Genomic DNA, 16210 nt, shown 5'->3' with positions numbered 1-16210 from the left:
CACTCAGGAGGCCATTCGCGGCCGGCTTCACGCCTCATCCGACCGCAGATCCTAGCGCAACCCAGGAGAGGATCAAATTCGCCCGCTTGGTCAGAGATTTCCTCTGCGAGGGCCATCGACTCTGCACATCGACATTTCGGCAGTCAGAAATCCGACAGCGACGCGCAGTCGTTCGGTTTAGGGGGATTCGGCAGAGCACGACTCCGGCCGTCTTGCCGCAGAAGGTGACGCCTGTGGACGGGGTGGGTGTCAAGGCCCGTCACGGGTCGGTCCGACGGCGACAAGCGCATGGTGAGTGCGGCGGGTCGCGAGACATTCACGGCGTTCCACATACCGTGTCGCTGGACAGTGAGCGGAACGCAAGGGGTCTCTACAGGGCTCCGAGGACACCCGTGCTGTTCTACTCACCGCTGCAGTCCTTGGGAAGCTCAGAGCGCGACGATCGCCGCGCTCTCCGCCGGCAGCTCGATGCCGCCGCGCATCACCGTCGCGCCCTCGGAGGAGGCGAGCAGCACCCGGCGTACCGCCCCGGGCACGTTCACCCGCTGCGGTCGCTCCGCCAGGTTGGCCACCACCAGCGTGTCGCCGCGTCGCACCACCAGGAACTGGTCTCCGTGGCGCACCTCGACCCGGTGCAGCCGCGGGTCGGACAGGTCTGGGCAGGACTTGCGCAGCGCGATCAGCCGCCGGTGGAACTCGTACATCTCGCGGTGGTCGGGCTTGTCCAGCTCGGCCCAGTCCAGCCGGGACCGCAGGAACGTCTGCGGGTCCTGCGGGTCGGGCACGTCGTCGGTGGCCCATCCGTGGTCGGCGAACTCGCGTCGGCGGCCGGTGGCGACCGCGACCGCCAGCTCCGGCTCGGGGTGGCTGGTGAAGAACTGCCACGGCGTGGTCGCGGCCCACTCCTCGCCCATGAACAGCATCGGAGTGAACGGCGCGGTCATCAGCAGCGTGGCGCCGACCCGCAGCATCCCGGTCGAGAGCGTGGCGGAGATCCGGTCGCCGGTGGCCCGGTTGCCGATCTGGTCGTGGTTCTGCAGGTAGGCGACGAACCGGTGGCCGGGCGTGCGCTGCCGGTCGACCGGGCGGCCGTGGCTGCGGTTGCGGAAGCTGGACCAGGTGCCGGCGTGGAAGAACGCGCCGGTCAGCACGTCGGTGAGGCACTCCAGCGAGCCGAAGTCACCGTAGTAGCCCTGCCGCTCGCCGGTCAGCAGCGTGTGCAGCGCGTGGTGGGCGTCGTCGTTCCACTGGGCGTGCAGGCCGTAACCGCCGGCCTCGCGCGGCGTGATCAGCGTCGGGTCGTTCAGGTCGGACTCGGCGATCAGCGACAGCGGCCGGCCCAGCGCTGTCGACAGCGACTCGACCTCGACCGCCACCTCCTCCAGCCAGTGGGTGGCCCGGCCGTCCGGCATCGCGTGCACGGCGTCCAGCCGCAGCCCGTCGACGTGGTAGTCGCGCAGCCACATCAGCACGCTGTCGACGATGTAGCGGCGCACGCCGTCGGAGTGCGGGCCGTCCAGGTTGACCGTGCGGCCCCAGGTGTTGCTCTGCTCGGCGAGGTACGGCGCGAAGCGCGGCGCGTAGGCCCCGGAGGGCCCGAAATGGTTGTAGACGACGTCGAGGATCACCCCCAGCCCTCGGGCGTGGGCGGCGTCCACGAACCGTTTCAGGCCGTCCGGCCCGCCGTAGGGCTCGTGCGGGGCGTACCAGCAGACGCCGTCGTAACCCCAGTTGTGCTCGCCGTTGAACGCGTTGACCGGCAGCAGCTCGACCAGGTCGACACCGAGCTCCACCAGGTGGTCGAGCCGGGCGATGGCGCCGTCGAACGTGCCCTCCGGCGTGAACGTGCCGATGTGCAGCTCGTACAGCACGCTGCCGGGCAGCTGCCGGCCGGTCCACGCGGTGTCGGTCCAGCCGAACGCCGCGTGGTCGTACACCCGGCTGGGGCCGTGCACGCCGGCCGGCTGCCAGGCCGACCTCGGGTCCGGCAGCGCCTGCTCGTCGTCGTCGAGCAAGAACGCGTAGTCGGCGCCCGGCCCGGCGTCGGGCGCCTCGGCCCGCCACCAGCCGTCCGGCCCGGGCCGCATCTCGTGGTCGGCCGCGCCGGGCAGGCGCAACCGCACCCGGGCGGCCTCGGGCGCCCACACCGTGAACTCGGTCATGCGGCGGCCTCCGCTGGATCGGTGGGTGCGAGGAGGGCGACGGGACAGGTGCTCAACAGATCGTCCAGGAGCACCTCCTCACCACTGTAGACCCGACCGGTGAACACGTCGGTCACCGGATGAACGGGAAGTGACAACGTCGTGCCCCGCCAGCCGCCGTCGCGGGCCAGCCGCACCGGCAGCCGGGTGGCCACCGCCATCGCGCCGCCCCGGTCGAACGCCACCGCGTGCGCGGCGGCCGGGCCGCGCGCCGGCACCGGCCGGTAGCCGGTGAACAGCTCCGGCCGGTCGCGGCGCAGCCGCAGCGTGCGGGAGACCACGAGCAGCTTGGCCGCGCCGTCCTCCGCCACCGTCGGCTGCCAGCCGGCGTCGAGCCGGGCCAGCAGCTCCCGGCGTACGGCGAAGTCGACCGGGCGGCGGTTGTCCGGGTCGACCAGGGAGTTCTCCCACAGCTCGGTGCCCTGGTAGGTGTCCGGCACGCCGGGCATTGCGAGCTGCACCAGCTTCTGCCCGAGCGCGTTGGACCAGCCGGCCGGCGTGATCTCGTCGACGAACGCGGTGATCTGGGCGTGCAGCTCCGGGTCGTCGTACATCCGGTCGACCACTGCGTGCATCTCGTGCTCGAAGGCCGGGTCGGGGTCGGCCCAGCTCGTGCTGACCGACGCCTCCCGGGCGGCCTTCTCGGCGTACCCGTGCAGTCGGTCCCGGTCCAGCGGCCAGGCTCCGACGGCGGTCTGCCAGAGCAGGTGGGCGAAGGCCGGGTCGGCCAGCGGCGCCCGGGACATCCAGTCGGTGACCCGCTCGGCCCACCGGTCGGGCAGTTCGCTCAGCACCGCGAGCCGGGCGCGGACGTCCTCGCCGCGCTTGGTGTCGTGGGTGGAGAGCGCGGTCATGCTCGCCGGCCAGCGCACGTGGCGGGCGGCGGCGAACCGGTGCAGCTCGGCCGGCGGCACCCCGAAGTGGGCCGGGCTGCCGCCCACCTCGTTGAGCGCGACGAACCGGCTCCACCGGTAGTAGGCGGTGTCCTCCACGCCCTTGGCCATCACCGCGCCGGTCAGCTGCGGGAACCGGGCGGCCAGCTCGTGGCCGGGGTCCCGGAGCCGGGCGGTGACCTGGTCCAGCACGGCGGTCAGGTCGGGTCGGCGGCGGCCGGCCTCGCTGCGGGCGGTGGCCAGGTGCCGGGCTCCCTCCGGCGGATAGCCGCGGTAGACCGGGAAGCAGGCGGCCAGCTCGGCCAACGCGTCGCGGACCTGCTCGCGGGGCAGCTCGGGCACGAGCGCGGCGAGGCGGGTCAGCTCGGCGGCGAGCAGCCGGGTGGCGGCCTCCAGCTTGGTGCCGTGGGTGAGGTCCTCCCAGGAGGTGTGCCGGCCGGTGAGCCGCCCGTCGAGCGCGGTGAAGTCCGGCTCGGCGGCCGGGTCGACGAAGAGGCCGGACACGGCGGCCAGCGCGTCGTAGCCGGTGGTGCCGTCGACCGGCCAGTCCGGCAGGTCCTCGCCGTACTCCAGGATCTTCTCCACCACCAGCCAGCGGTCCGGCGCGGCGGCGCGCAACCGGGCCAGGTAGCCGGCCGGGTCGCGCAGCCCGTCCGGGTGGTCCACCCGGATGCCGTCGACGTCCCCGGCGTCGGACCAGCGCAGGATCTCCGCGTGGGTGGCGTCGAAGACCGCCGGGTCCTCCACCCGCAGGCCGGCCAGGTCGGAGACGGCGAAGAACCGGCGGTACGTCAGCTCGGTGTCGCCGCGCCGCCAGTCGACCAGTTCGTAGTGCTGCCGGTCGTGCACCTGGCGGGGCGTGCCGTCGCCGGTGCCGTCCGCGATCGGGAAGCGGTGCTCGTGGTAGCGCAGCTCGCCGTCGACCAGCTTGAGGTCGTCCAGCGCGTCGGGGGCGTCGGCGAGCACCGGCAGCAGCAGCCGGCCGCGGTCCCAGTCGATGTCGAACCAGTCCGCGTACGCCGAGTCCCGCCCGGCCCGCAGCACGTCCCACCAGGCCGGGTTGGCTGCCGGCCGGGCCACCCCGGCGTGGTTCGGCACGATGTCCACGACCAGGCCCAGCCCGGCCGCGCGCAGCGCCCGGACCAGACGTTGCCGGCCGGCCTCGCCGCCCAGCTCCGGGTTGACCGCCCGGTGGTCGACCACGTCGTAGCCGTGCTGCGAGCCGGGGGTGGCGGTGAGCAGTGGCGCGGTGTAGAGGTGGGTGACGCCGAGCGCGGCCAGGTAGTCGGTCAGCTCGGCGGTGGCGTCCAGGTCGAAACCGGGCCGCACCTGGACGCGGTAGGTCGAACGGGGGGTGTCGGGCATGGTCAGGGCGTCCTCTCCAGGACCAGCAGCGAGCGGTCCGGCACGCACACCGTGCCGCCCGCCTCGACCACTGTCGTCTTCTCCGGATCCGGTTCCGCGGTGCTGATCACCAGCTCCCACCGGGGCCCGAACTCCTCCCCGGGCAGCGTGAAGTCCAACGCCGCGTCGTGCGCGTTGAACAGCAGCAGGAAGGAGCTGTCCCGGTGGCGCTGGCCGTACTGGCCGCGCTCCGGGATGCCGTCGCCGTTGACGAACAGGGCCACCGAGCGGCCGAAGTCGTTGCCCCAGTCCTCGCCGGTCATCTCCCGGCCGTCCGGGGTGTACCAGGCCAGGTCCGGCAGGCCGGAGCCGGCGGCCCGGCCGCCGACCGGCAGCCCGGTGAAGAACCGCCGACGGCGGAACACCTGGTGGCGGTTGCGGAACTCGGTGAGCCGCCGCACGAACGTGAGCAGCTCGTCGTCGGCCCGGTCCCAGTCCACCCAGGCCAGCTCGCTGTCCTGGCAGTAGGCGTTGTTGTTGCCGTGCTGGGTGCGGCCCAGCTCGTCGCCGTGGCCGAGCATCGGCACGCCCTGGGACAGGATCAGCGTGGCCAGGAAGTTGCGCCGCTGCCGCTCCCGCAGCGCGCGGACGCCCGGGTCGTCGGTGTCGCCCTCGACGCCGCAGTTCCAGGAGCGGTTGTGGCTCTCCCCGTCCCGGTTCTCCTCGCCGTTGGCCTCGTTGTGCTTGTCGTTGTACGACACCAGGTCGGTGAGCGTGAACCCGTCGTGGCAGGTGACGAAGTTGATGCTGTGGAACGGGCGGCGGCCGTCGTCCTGGTAGAGGTCGGCGGAGCCGGAGATGCGGGACGCGAACTCGGCGAGCGTGGCCGGCTCGCCGCGCCAGAAGTCGCGGACCGTGTCGCGGTACTTTCCGTTCCACTCGGTCCACTGCGGCGGGAAGTTGCCCACCTGGTAGCCGCCGGGGCCGATGTCCCACGGCTCCGCGATCAGCTTGACCCGGCCGACCACCGGGTCCTGCTGCACCACCTCGAAGAACGTGGAGAGGCGGTCCACCTCGTAGAACTCGCGGGCCAGCGTGGCCGCCAGGTCGAAGCGGAAGCCGTCGACGTGCATCTCGGTGACCCAGTAGCGCAGCGAGTCCATGATCAGTTGAAGCGAGTGCGGGCTGCGCACGTTCAGGCTGTTGCCGGTGCCGGTGTAGTCGACGAAGTAGCGCCGATCCTCCTCCGACAGGCGGTAGTAGCTCGGCGTGTCGATGCCCTTGAAGCTCAGCGACGGCCCGAGGTGGTTGCCCTCGGCGGTGTGGTTGTAGACCACGTCGAGGATGACCTCGATACCGGCGGCGTGCAACGCCTTGACCATGCCGCGGAACTCCTGCACCTGCTGGCCGAGCCGGCCCAGCGCGGAGTAGCCGTGGTGCGGGGCGAAGAACCCGATGGTGTTGTAGCCCCAGTAGTTGCGCAGCCCCAGGTCGACCAAGCGGTGGTCGTGCACGAACTCGTGCACCGGCATCAGCTCGACCGCGGTCACCCCGAGCCGCTGGAAGTGCTCGATCATCACCGGCGAGGCGATTCCCGCGTACGTGCCGCGCAGCTCCTCCGGGATGTCCGGATGCCGCATGGTCAACCCGCGCACGTGCGCCTCGTAGATGACCGAGTGGTGGTACGGGGTACGCGGCGGCTTGTCGTTGCCCCAGTCGAAGTAGGGGTTCACCACCACCGACTTCGGCATGTGCGGCGCCGAGTCAGCGGTGTTCATCCGGTCCGGGTCGCCGCCGACCTCGTAGTCGTAGACCGCCGGGCTCCAGGAGACCTCGCCGTCGACCGCCTTCGCGTACGGGTCGAGCAGCAGCTTGCTCGGGTTGCACCGCACCCCGTTGGCCGGGTCCCACGGGCCGTGCACCCGGAAGCCGTAGCGCTGGCCGGGCTCGATGCCGGGGATGTAGGCGTGCCAGACGTACGCGTCGACCTCGCGCAGCTCGACCCGACGCTCGGTGCCGATGTCCCACTCGTCGAACAGACAGAGCTCGACCCGCTCCGCCACCTCGGAGAAGATCGCGAAGTTGGTGCCCATCCCGTCGTAGGTGGCGCCGAGGGGGTAGCTGTCGCCCGGCCAGACCTGCATGTCGCTCCTTCGGCCCATGATCGTGAGCGCGCCGGACGGGCGGCCGACGCGCACGCCGTTGATGCCCCGCCGTCCCCGCCGCCAATCCACCCGTTCGGACGGTAACCGAAAGGTTCTGGTGTCGTCCGTCACGATCGACCGTTTGGAGGTGCGGGTTCGCGCCGGATGGACTTTCCTGGACCGCGGACGCGCGCCCGCGCGTGTCCACCCGGCCGCTCGGCCATTCCCCACCACCCGCCACACCGCCGCCACCGATGCCGGCGTGTCCCACCCTGCATGGACGGAGAACGACACGTGACCACTCTGCGGGTCGGCGCGCCTACCGCCACCGCGACGGACCGGCTCCACCGGCCCACCCTCACCTCCCGCCCGAGCGTGCCGCCGCAGTCCGGCGCCGCGTCCCGGAAGCGGCGCATCCTGATGCTGTCGTGGGAGTACCCGCCCGTGCTCGTCGGCGGCCTCGGCCGCCACGTGCACGCGCTCTCCGTCGCCCTGGCCGCCGCCGGGCACGAGGTCACCGTGGTCACCCGGCACGCCGAGGGCGCGCCGCTGGAGGAGTACGCCGACGGCGTACGCGTCGTCCGCGCCGCGGAGGACCCGGTCACGTTCCCGCTCGCCACCGGGTCGCTGCTGGCCTGGACCATGGCGTTCAACCACACGCTCACCCGGGCCGCGCTGCGCGCCGCCGAGTCCGGCGCGTACGACGTGATCCACGCCCACGACTGGCTGGTCGCACACACCGCCATGACGCTGCGCGAGCACCTGGACGTGCCGCTGGTGACCACCATCCACGCCACCGAGGCGGGCCGGCACCAGGGCTGGCTGCCCGAGGAGATGAACCGCACCATCCACGGCGTCGAGCAGTGGCTGGCCAGCGAGTCCGGTCGGGTGATCGTCTGCTCCGGCTACATGCGCGACGAGGTCGGCGCGCTGTTCGGCGTGGACGCGGCCCGGGTCGACGTGGTCCCCAACGGCGTCGAACCGCACCGCTGGCGGGTGTCCGCCTCGGCGGTCGCCGCCGCCCGGACCCGCTTCGCCGCCGACGGGCCGCTCGTCACGTTCGCCGGTCGGCTGGTCTACGAGAAGGGCGTGCAGCACCTGCTCGCCGGGCTGCCCCGGCTGCGGGACCGGCACCCCGGGCTGCGCGCGGTGATCGTCGGCGACGGGCCGTACAAGGCGGAGCTGGAGGCCGAGGTGCACCGGCTCGGGCTGGGCGGCACGGTCAGCATGCCCGGGTTCCTCGGCGGCACCGACCTGCCCGCGGTGATGGCCGCCTCGGACTGCTTCGCGGTGCCCAGCATCTACGAGCCGTTCGGCATGGTCGCGTTGGAGGGCGCCGCCGCGGGCGCGCCGCTGGCGGTGTCGCGTACCGGTGGGCTGGCCGAGATCGTCGAGCCGGGCGTCACCGGGATGACGTTCGCCCCGCAGGACCCGGACGGGCTGGCCGAGGCGGTGCACGCGCTGCTCTCCGACACCGACCGGGCCCGCGCGCTGGCCCGCCGGGCCCGCGCCATGGTGCACGAGCAGTACGGCTGGGCCGCGATCGCGTCCCGCACGGGCGCCGCGTATGCCGCCGCGATCACCGGCGACCCGGCGTTCACCGCCGCCCGCACCGAGCAGCGGATGGCCGCCGGCCGCACCCTCCCCCCGCTCCCCACCGGCAACCTCCTGACGGCCGCCGGCCTGCGGTGAAAGGCGGGGGCCCCGCTTAACGCTTTTGGTAGAGGCGGGGGCCCCGCTTAACAGCCGCACCCACCCGAGCACGCGAAAGGCCGCCGACCCGTGCGGGTCGGCGGCCTCACTCGTCGACGGTGTTAAGCAGGGGCCCCGCCTATACCAAAAGCGTTAAGCGGGGGCCCCTCCTTGCACGTCAGCGGTCGGCGGCGGGGACGTAGGTCCGCTCGGGGGCGCCGGTGTAGATCTGCCGCGGGCGACCGATCTTGGTCTCCGGGTCGTTGATCATCTCGCGCCACTGGGCGATCCAGCCGGGCAGCCGGCCCAGCGCGAACAGCACCGTGAACATCTTCGTCGGGAAGCCCATGGCCTTGTAGATCAGGCCGGTGTAGAAGTCCACGTTCGGGTAGAGCCGCCGGGAGACGAAGAAGTCGTCGGCGAGCGCGATCTCCTCCAGCTGCATCGCGAGGTCCAGCAGCGGGTCCGGCTTGGCCATCCGGCCGAGCACGTCCTGGGCGGCCTTCTTCACGATCGCGGCGCGCGGGTCGTAGTTCTTGTAGACCCGGTGGCCGAAGCCCATCAGCTTCACGCCGTCCTGCTTGTCCTTCACCTTCTGCACGAAGGTGCGGACGTCTCCGCCGTCGGCCTGGATCTTCTGGAGCATCTCCAGCACGGCCTGGTTGGCGCCGCCGTGCAGCGGGCCGAACAGCGCGTTCACGCCGGCCGAGACGGAGGCGAACAGGTTGGCGTTGCTGGAGCCGACCAGCCGCACCGTCGAGGTGGAGCAGTTCTGCTCGTGGTCGGCGTGCAGGACGAACAGCATGTCCAGCACGCGGGCGACGACCGGGTCGACCTCGTACTGCTCGGCCGGCACGCCGAACGTCATCCGGAGGAAGTTCTCGACGTAGCCGAGCGAGTTGTCCGGGTACAGCAGCGGCTGGCCGATCGACTTCTTGTAGGCGTACGAGGCGATGGTCGGGACCTTCGCCATCAGCCGCACCATGGACATCTCGACGTGCTCGGAGTCGAACGGGTCCAGGCTGTCCTGGTAGAACGTCGAGATGGCGCTGACGGCCGAGGAGAGCACCGCCATCGGGTGCGCCTCGCGGGGGAACCCGTCGAAGAAGCGACGCATCTCCTCGTGCAGCAGCGAGTGCCGCCGGATCCGCTCGCTGAAGTCGGCGAGCTTCGTCTGGGACGGCAGCTCGCCGTAGATCAGCAGGTAGGAGACCTCCAGGAAGGAGGACTTCTCGGCCAGCTGGTCGATCGGGTAGCCGCGGTACCGCAGGATGCCCGCGTCACCGTCGATGTAGGTGATCGCGGACGAGCAGGACGCGGTGTTGACGAAACCGGGGTCGTACGTGGTCATCCCGGTTTCCTTGAGCAGCTTGCTCACCCCGATCCCGGCGGGGCCCTCGACCGCGGACTGCACCGGCATCGACAGCTGCCCACCGGGGTGGTCGAGCTTGACTTCCGTCATCTGTTCCTCGCTTCGCCGGCAAGATCTTCGTTGAATTGCCTTCGCTTCTACCGTAATCACGGTATGGGGGACAACGCTCGGCATGGTTTCGCAGGTGAGGTATGCGTCACTGATTCCCGACCTGCCGGTGCGGAAACCGGCCGCCGGGACCGGTCAGGACAGGTCGAGCCGCCGCGGCGTCCCGCCGGCGTCGAGGCGGTACAGGTCGAGCCGGTTGGCGCCGGCGGCGAAGATCCGGTCGTCGGGGAGGAACGCGGCGAACCGCCGGCCGCCGGCGTCCGGCGGCACCACCGGCACCACGGCGCCGACCGTGCCGTTGACCGCCACCGCGAGCCGGGTGCCGTCCGGCACGGTGTCGGGCACGGTGCCCCAGACCAGCGCCGGCAGCCCTCGCGCCGGGTCGACCGCGGCGAACGCGGCCCGGTTCGCGACGGTGGCCGTGCCGCCGGGGGGCGCGCCGGAGAGCCGCGTGCCGACCAGCGGGTCGACGGCCGGCAGCGGCACCGGTGCGGGCACCCGGCCGGTGATCGTCACCGGCTGGCCGGGCCGGTCGTAGAAACGCTTGTCGGCCCGCGCGCGCGGAGCGGCCCGCGCCGGGACGCCGTCCATCCGCCAGGGCACCCGGACGTGGGTCTCGTCGGCGATGGTGGGCAGCAGGTCCACGTGCTCCCAGTTGCGGTCGTCGACCCGGCCGGCCCGTTGGCCGGGCTCCTTGACGAACATCGGCACCCAGGCCACCTCGTTCGCGGCGTGCGTGATGGCGTCCATCCCCCGGCCCTGCCAGTCCCGGCGGAAGCTCACCCCGTGGTCCGCGGTGACCAGCACCAACGCCTGGTTGTAGAGGCCGGTGGCGCGCAGCGTCCGTAGCGTCTCGCCGATCAGCCGGTCGGTGTAGCCGAGCTGGGCCAGGTGCCGGGCGCGGGCCACGTCCACCCAACCGGCGCCGTCGTTGGGCAGGTCCTCCGGCGCGTCGTAGTGCGCCCCGGACGGCAGGTACGCCCACGGTGAGTGCGGCATCAGCAGGTGCAGGAAGTGCAGCGTGGGGCGGTCGGCGGGGCGCAGCCCGGCGAGGAACGAGGTGAACCGGGCCGGCTGGTTGTCGTCGAGCGTGTCCCAGCGGAACTTCGGGTCGTCGGGCACCGGTTCGGCGGCGTCCAGCCCGGCCTCGGCCACGGTCTGCTCCCGGTACGAGTCCTCCGGGTCGACCCGGCTGTCCACCGGCGCGGTGAGCTGGCGCAGCAGCTTGCCGCTCTCCCGGGCCAGCACGCCGATCCCCTGCTGCGGGCTGGCCGGCTGCTCGCAGCGGCTGGGCGGGCAGAGCCGGGTGATGCTCTCCTGCGCCTTGATCTGGTAGAGGCCACCGAGCGCGGTGAACAGGTTGTCCGGGTACTGCGAGTAGTGCGGCGCCACGGCCCGGTCCGGGTAGCGGCCGGTGAGCATGGCCGGCAGCGCGTAGGGCGTCCAGCCGCTGACGCCGGTGGCGTTGCGGTACCACGTCGAGCCGGCGGCCAGCGCGGCGAAGTTCGGGTAGCGGGCGGCGTCGATCCGCCCGTCCGGGCCGAGCAGCGACACCAGCGGCAGCTCGTCCAGCACGATCATGACCACCGGCGGGTGGCTGCCCGCGCCGGCCGTGCCGGCGGCGCCGCCGTCGCCGCGGGGCAGCACCACCGCCGAGGCCGGCGACGCGAACAGGAACAGCCCGACGAAGACCACCGGGCCGGCCGCGGCCACCCGCAGCACCCGGCGCAGCGCCCGCCACCGCCGGTGCGCGACCGCCGCGAGCGCGCCGGCGCCGCCGGCCACCACCAGCAGCGGTACGCCCCGAAGCGGCGTCAGGTGGCGGCCCACCTGGACCGCGAGCGCGGCGAGCAGCAGCCCGATCAGCGCGGTGTGCACCGCCGCCCGGGTGACCCGGCCGCCGAGCAGCGCCAGGGCGCCGAGCGCCGCGAACGGCAGTGTGGGCGCCAGCGCGATCAGCGCGACCAGGAGCAGCACGTCGGCCCGGGAGGCGCGGTGGAACAGGAAGAAGTCGGGGCTGCGACCGAGCACGTCCAGCAGCGGCTGGGTGACCACGAGGCCGACCAGCGCCGACACCTCGGCCAGTCGCGCCGCCTCGGCCCCCCACGGGCCCCGCCGCCGGGGCGCGTCGGTGCCGGCCGGGCGGTCCCGTGGTGGGGCGAGGGTGTCCTCAGCCACCCATCACCACCTGGTAGAGCGTGCGGGTGCCGGAGGGCAGTTCGGCGCGCGCCACCACCCGCCCGCGGCGGGCCAGCAGCGCCTCGAACGCGTCCCACCGGTAGTCGGGGAAGAGGCCGTCCGGCTTGTTGGCCAGCAGCCGGCGGGCCATCGGGTCGTCCGGGTGGACGAACTCCACCACCAGGCTGCCGCCGGGCTCGGTGAGCGCGGCGAGCTGGTCGAGCACGTCGGGCAGCGGCACGTTCCGACCGATCGCCAGGTGGTGCACCAGGGCCAGGGCGAGCACCAGGTCGGCGCGTGCCCGGTCGACGAACGCGGCCCGCTCGACGCCGCGCCAGCCGCCGCCCGGCGACGGGTCGGCCAGGTCCATCACCAGCGGCAGGATCCGGCCCTCGCCCTCGTCGCGCAGCGCGCGGTAGAGCACGTCGACCACGCCCGGGTCCTGCTCGACGGCGACCACGTACGCGGCGTGCCGGGCCGCGATGCGGGCGTACCGGCCGTCGTTGGCGCCCAGGTCCAAGGCCGAGTGCGGGGCGGTGGCGGCCGCCGCCCGGTCGACGAAGTCCTCCTTGGCCTGCCGGTCCGGCACCGAGTACGCGCAGGTGCGCTGGTAGTCCGTCCAGTGGCTGTCGCCGGGCCGGTGGTCGAGCCGGCGGACCAGCCGGGTCAGCCCGCGTACGGTGGCCAGGGCCAGCTCGCGGGAGAACCCGGCGGCGCGGAGCTGGGCGCGGACGTCGCTGCTGCTGGCGTCGGCGTGGCGGGCCTGCATCGCGCCGTGCAGGTGCACGTGGGTGGGCACCCCGGCCCGCCAGCGGCGGGTGCCGGCGAACAGGCGGCGCATCTGGTCCGGCTCGACGCCGTCGATGCGGGCCCGCAGGAACGGCTGGAAGTCCAGCCCGAGGTGGGCCTGGATCAGCAGCGGGTAGAGCAGCGTCTGGCAGAACTGCCGGTAGCCGGCCCAGGGTTCGCCGTCGCGCAGCGCCTCGAACGAGCCGACGTCGATGAACACCGGCCGGGCGCCGCGCCACTGCACGTTGTAGGCCGACCCGTCCTTGGTGGTGAAGCCGGCCTCCAGCGCGGCGCGCAGCACGTCCAGGTGCAGCAACGCCGCGTCGCGCAGCATCGCGTACGACCACTCGTAGGGGTGGGAGACGAACGGGATGCGGTCGTGCCGCAGCACCGCGGCCCAGGGCACGTCGACCGGGGTCGGGACGAGTTCCTCGGTGCCGACCAGGTGGCCGGCGGCGGTGAGGTCGCGGAACAGGTCGCTGGCGGACAGCGCCCGCCAGTCCCGGGCGGACCGCTCGTCGAGGCCGCGCAGCACCTCCCCGGCCCGGTGGAAGACCCGGTTGCCGGGGTCGCGGAAGGAGCCGGGCTCGACGCGGACGCCGGTGTCGGGAACCGTCATGCCGTCAGCCCTGGTCGGTGGGCTGGCGACGGAACCGGGTCACCAGGCGCCGCCAGTAGAGCTTGGCGGCCACGGCCACTCCGGCCACCCCGCCGACCACCGCCTGCACGATGAGACTGCCGGATCCCGCGTCCAGGTAGGCCAGGTGCGTCACGGCTGCTTTCCTTCCCTCGCCGGTCATCGGAGCACCGCCCGGAACGCGAGCTTTACTCCTCAACGTCGGGCTTGTCCCCTACGGTACGCGCCTGACCGGACACGCGCGGCCACACCGGGCACTCCTCCCCCGTCCGATCCGTTCAAGACGCGCCGGCCCGGGGCCGCCTACCGTGGCGGCATGACACCGCAGTTCGATCTCGTCGGGACCGTCGTCACCGACATGGCCCGCACCCTCGACTTCTACCGCCGGCTGGGGCTGCCGATCCCGGCCGGCGCCGAGACGGAACCGCACGTGGAGGTCACCCTCCCCACCGGCGTACGGCTGGCCTGGGACACCGTCGAGACCATCCGCGGCTTCCATCCCGGCTTCACGCCGCCCGCCGGCAGCCCGCGGATGAGCCTGGCCTTCCGCTGCGCCGACCCGGCCGAGGTGGACCGGTGGTACGCCGAGCTGACCGCCGCCGGCCACCACGGGGAACTGCCGCCGTGGGACGCGGTCTGGGGCCAGCGGTACGCGGTCCTGCACGATCCGGACGGCAACGGTGTGGACCTGTTCGCGCCGCTGCCGGCCGGCTGACCGGCGCACGCCGCATCGTTCGCCGGCCGACCGGGCGAGCCACCCGGCCGGCCCCGCGCCGGCGCGCTCCGGCCCGCCGGTCAGTCGGCGGGCGGGGTGAGCAGCCGGGTCGGTGGGACGCCGGCCAGCTCGCGCACGTCGCGGGTGAGGTGGGCCTGGTCGGCGTACCCGGATCGTGCGGCGACCTCGGCGAGCGGCACACCGCGCCGCGCCAGGTCCAGCGCGCGCCGCATGCGCAGGATGCGGGCCAGCGTCTTCGGCCCGTACCCGAAGAGGGCCCGGCTGCGCCGGTGCAGCGCCCGCGCGCCGAGGCCGACCTCGGCGGCGGTCGCGGCGACCGTGGCCCCGGCGGCCAGCCGGGCGGCCACGTGCGCGCCGAGCGGGTCGGGCCCACCGGCGCTCCGGAGCCGGTCGAGCGCCGCTCCCTCCAGGATCGTGGCGCCCGCCGCCGACCAGCCCGTCACAGCCAGCTCCGCGGCCGGGCCGCCCGGGTCGGCCGTCGCCGCCTCGACCCGCTCGGCCAGCTCGCCGGCGGCGCGGCCCCACAGCTCGGCGAGCGGGACACGGCGGTCACGCAGTTCCTCGGCGGGCACCCCGACCACGGCCGGCCCGACGCCCGGGGGCAGCCGTAGCCCGATCCACCGCTCCCCCGGCGCCGAACGGCCCACCTGCGCGGTGCGATCCGGTCCGGCGACCAGCAGCCCGGACCGGCTGGACCACAGCAGGTCCAGGCAGCCGTCCGGCAGCACCCGCACCGTCCCGCCCCCGACCGCGACGCTCGCCCACCGCACCGCCCCCCAGCCCGCCTCCCGTTCTCGATACACCCCACCCACCCTGCCACCCCACCGTCGATCATGAAGTTGGCGGCAGTCTCCACGGCGTGTCGCCACCGCCAACCTCATGATCGACGCGGTGCGGGTCACGGGCGGTGGTGCAGTGCCAGGCGGAGCAGCAGGAAGCGCAGCGCGGTGGCGGCCAGGTTGGCCGCCACCAGGACGGCCAGTTCGACGGCGCGCGGCGGGACCGTGACGGCGTGCAGGACGGCCAGCGAGCCGCTGGTCAGGGCCAGGCCGAGCGCGAACGCGAGCAGCCCCTGGAGGTGGTGCCGGCCGGCGTGGCGACGGCCGGTGACGCCGAACGTGAGCCGACGGTTGGCCGCCGTGTTCGCCACCGCGGTCAGCAGCAGCGCCAGCAGGTTCGCCGGTTGCGCGCCGAGCGGGCCGCGGGCCAGCAGGAAGAGCACCAGGTACGCGAGCGTGCTGGCCACCCCCACCGCGGCGAAGCGGACGAGCTGGCCGGGCAGCCCGACCGGCACCTGGGCCGGGGGCGCCGGCAGCGGCGCGCGGCCGAGCTGGGCACGCAGCCGGGCCAGCGGCAACGCGCCGGTGACCAGCGCCCGAGCGAGGCGCCCGATGCCGCGCAGGTCGGCCAGGGCGGTGGCGACGATGTCGACCCGGCTGTCCGGGTCGTCCACCCAGTCCACCGGCACCTCGTGGATCCGCAGCCCGGCCCGCTGGGCCAGCACCAGCAGCTCGGTGTCGAAGAACCAGCCGGTGTCCTGGACCAGCGGCAGCAGCTCGGCCGCCACGTCGGCGCGGATCGCCTTGAACCCGCACTGCGCGTCGGAGAAACGCACCGCCAGCGTGCCGCGCAGCAGCAGGTTGTAGCCGCGGGAGATCACCTCCCGCTTGGCGCCCCGGACCACCCGGCTGGTGCGGGCCAGCCGGGTGCCGATGGCCAGGTCGGAGTGGCCGGACAGCAGCGGCGCGACGAGCGGCAGCAGCGCGGCCAGGTCGGTCGAGAGGTCCACGTCCAGGTACGCCAGCACCGGCGCCGGTGACACCGACCAGGCGGCCCGCAGCGCCCGGCCCCGGCCCTTCTCCGCCAGGTGCAGCACACCGACCTCGGGCAGCTCGGCGGCGAGCGCCTCGGCCACCGCCAGGGTGCCGTCGGAGCTGGCGTTGTCGGCCACCGTGATCCGGAACGGGTACGGGAACTGGGCGGTCAGGTACGCGTGCAGCCGCCGGACGCAGGGGCCGAGGTCGACCTCCTCGTTGTGGACCGGGACCACCACGTCCAGCACCGCGCCCTCGGCGGTGGGCCGGGCCTGCACGGCGGCCCGGGGCTCCGGCATGAG

11 protein-coding genes are annotated in these 16210 nt (G+C 73.6%); 2 read left to right on the top strand and 9 right to left on the bottom strand.

What is annotated here, in order from left to right; translation table 11 throughout:
• Positions 1 to 428: 428 nt before the first annotated feature.
• The 3 genes from treZ to glgX are packed head-to-tail and all read right to left on the bottom strand — an operon-like array spanning position 429 to position 6582.
• On the bottom strand, positions 429 to 2162 hold the full coding sequence (gene treZ, locus C8054_RS04885) for a malto-oligosyltrehalose trehalohydrolase (RefSeq protein WP_107155510.1): 1734 nt from the start codon (positions 2160 to 2162) through the stop codon (positions 429 to 431).
• The gene (gene treY, locus C8054_RS04880) at positions 2159 to 4459 is read right to left on the bottom strand and encodes a malto-oligosyltrehalose synthase (protein ID WP_107155509.1); all 2301 of its coding nucleotides are present in this window, start codon (positions 4457 to 4459) and stop codon (positions 2159 to 2161) included. The genes treZ and treY overlap by 4 nt, the downstream gene beginning before the upstream one ends.
• A gap of 2 nt (positions 4460 to 4461) precedes the next feature.
• Complete coding sequence (gene glgX, locus C8054_RS04875) at positions 4462 to 6582, bottom strand: glycogen debranching protein GlgX (protein WP_107155508.1); 2121 nt, start codon at positions 6580 to 6582, stop codon at positions 4462 to 4464.
• Positions 6583 to 6876: 294 nt separating this feature from the next.
• On the opposite strand from glgX, the gene C8054_RS04870 reads away from it, so the two are divergent.
• Positions 6877 to 8274, top strand: a complete 1398-nt coding sequence (locus C8054_RS04870) for a glycosyltransferase family 4 protein (protein ID WP_107155507.1) — start codon at positions 6877 to 6879, stop codon at positions 8272 to 8274.
• A 178-nt stretch (positions 8275 to 8452) separates the two neighbouring features.
• On the opposite strand, the gene C8054_RS04865 is transcribed toward C8054_RS04870, so the two are convergent.
• From C8054_RS04865 to C8054_RS31940, 4 genes are all read right to left on the bottom strand, one after another.
• Positions 8453 to 9736, bottom strand: a complete 1284-nt coding sequence (locus C8054_RS04865; RefSeq protein WP_107155506.1) for a citrate synthase — start codon at positions 9734 to 9736, stop codon at positions 8453 to 8455.
• Between the two features lie 153 nt (positions 9737 to 9889).
• Positions 9890 to 11932, bottom strand: coding sequence for a sulfatase-like hydrolase/transferase (locus C8054_RS04860; RefSeq protein ID WP_107155505.1), 2043 nt, complete (start codon positions 11930 to 11932; stop codon positions 9890 to 9892).
• Positions 11925 to 13340 carry a bifunctional 2-polyprenyl-6-hydroxyphenol methylase/3-demethylubiquinol 3-O-methyltransferase UbiG gene (locus tag C8054_RS04855; protein ID WP_107155504.1) on the bottom strand — a complete coding sequence of 472 codons (1416 nt, stop codon included), beginning with the start codon at positions 13338 to 13340 and terminating at the stop codon, positions 11925 to 11927. Before C8054_RS04855 ends, C8054_RS04860 begins: the two co-directional genes overlap by 8 nt.
• A gap of 4 nt (positions 13341 to 13344) precedes the next feature.
• Entirely contained in the window at positions 13345 to 13521 is a 177-nt protein-coding gene (locus C8054_RS31940; protein WP_158273809.1) for a hypothetical protein, read from the bottom strand.
• Positions 13522 to 13674: 153 nt separating this feature from the next.
• Between C8054_RS31940 and C8054_RS04850 the strand changes: the two genes are divergently transcribed.
• Positions 13675 to 14073, top strand: a complete 399-nt coding sequence (locus C8054_RS04850) for a VOC family protein (RefSeq protein ID WP_107155503.1) — start codon at positions 13675 to 13677, stop codon at positions 14071 to 14073.
• Positions 14074 to 14153: 80 nt separating this feature from the next.
• Here C8054_RS04850 and C8054_RS04845 read toward each other — a convergent pair whose 3' ends face one another.
• Positions 14154 to 14897 carry a helix-turn-helix transcriptional regulator gene (locus C8054_RS04845; protein ID WP_107155502.1) on the bottom strand — a complete coding sequence of 248 codons (744 nt, stop codon included), beginning with the start codon at positions 14895 to 14897 and terminating at the stop codon, positions 14154 to 14156.
• Positions 14898 to 14992: 95 nt separating this feature from the next.
• On the bottom strand, positions 14993 to 16207 hold the full coding sequence (locus C8054_RS04840) for a glycosyltransferase (protein WP_107155651.1): 1215 nt from the start codon (positions 16205 to 16207) through the stop codon (positions 14993 to 14995).
• Between the last annotated feature and the right edge of the window lie 3 nt (positions 16208 to 16210).

The sequence above is a fragment of the Micromonospora sp. RP3T genome, from assembly GCF_003027925.1.
In the GTDB taxonomy this organism is placed as follows: Bacteria; Actinomycetota; Actinomycetes; order Mycobacteriales; family Micromonosporaceae; genus Micromonospora.
Note: the sequence above shows the minus strand (reverse complement) of the source record. Positions and strands in the feature narration are given on the sequence as shown.

Bases quoted from the DNA above. Each gene is read 5' to 3' on its own strand.
- C8054_RS04865 (WP_107155506.1), bottom strand. From the start codon at position 9,736: ATGACGGAAGTCAAGCTCGACCACCCCGGTGGGCAGCTGTCGATGCCG.
- glgX (WP_107155508.1), bottom strand. From the start codon at position 6,582: ATGCAGGTCTGGCCGGGCGACAGCTACCCCCTCGGCGCCACCTACGAC.
- C8054_RS04840 (WP_107155651.1), bottom strand. From the start codon at position 16,207: ATGCCGGAGCCCCGGGCCGCCGTGCAGGCCCGGCCCACCGCCGAGGGC.
- C8054_RS04855 (WP_107155504.1), bottom strand. From the start codon at position 13,340: ATGACGGTTCCCGACACCGGCGTCCGCGTCGAGCCCGGCTCCTTCCGC.
- treY (WP_107155509.1), bottom strand. From the start codon at position 4,459: ATGCCCGACACCCCCCGTTCGACCTACCGCGTCCAGGTGCGGCCCGGT.
- treZ (WP_107155510.1), bottom strand. From the start codon at position 2,162: ATGACCGAGTTCACGGTGTGGGCGCCCGAGGCCGCCCGGGTGCGGTTG.
- C8054_RS31940 (WP_158273809.1), bottom strand. From the start codon at position 13,521: ATGACCGGCGAGGGAAGGAAAGCAGCCGTGACGCACCTGGCCTACCTG.
- C8054_RS04850 (WP_107155503.1), top strand. From the start codon at position 13,675: ATGACACCGCAGTTCGATCTCGTCGGGACCGTCGTCACCGACATGGCC.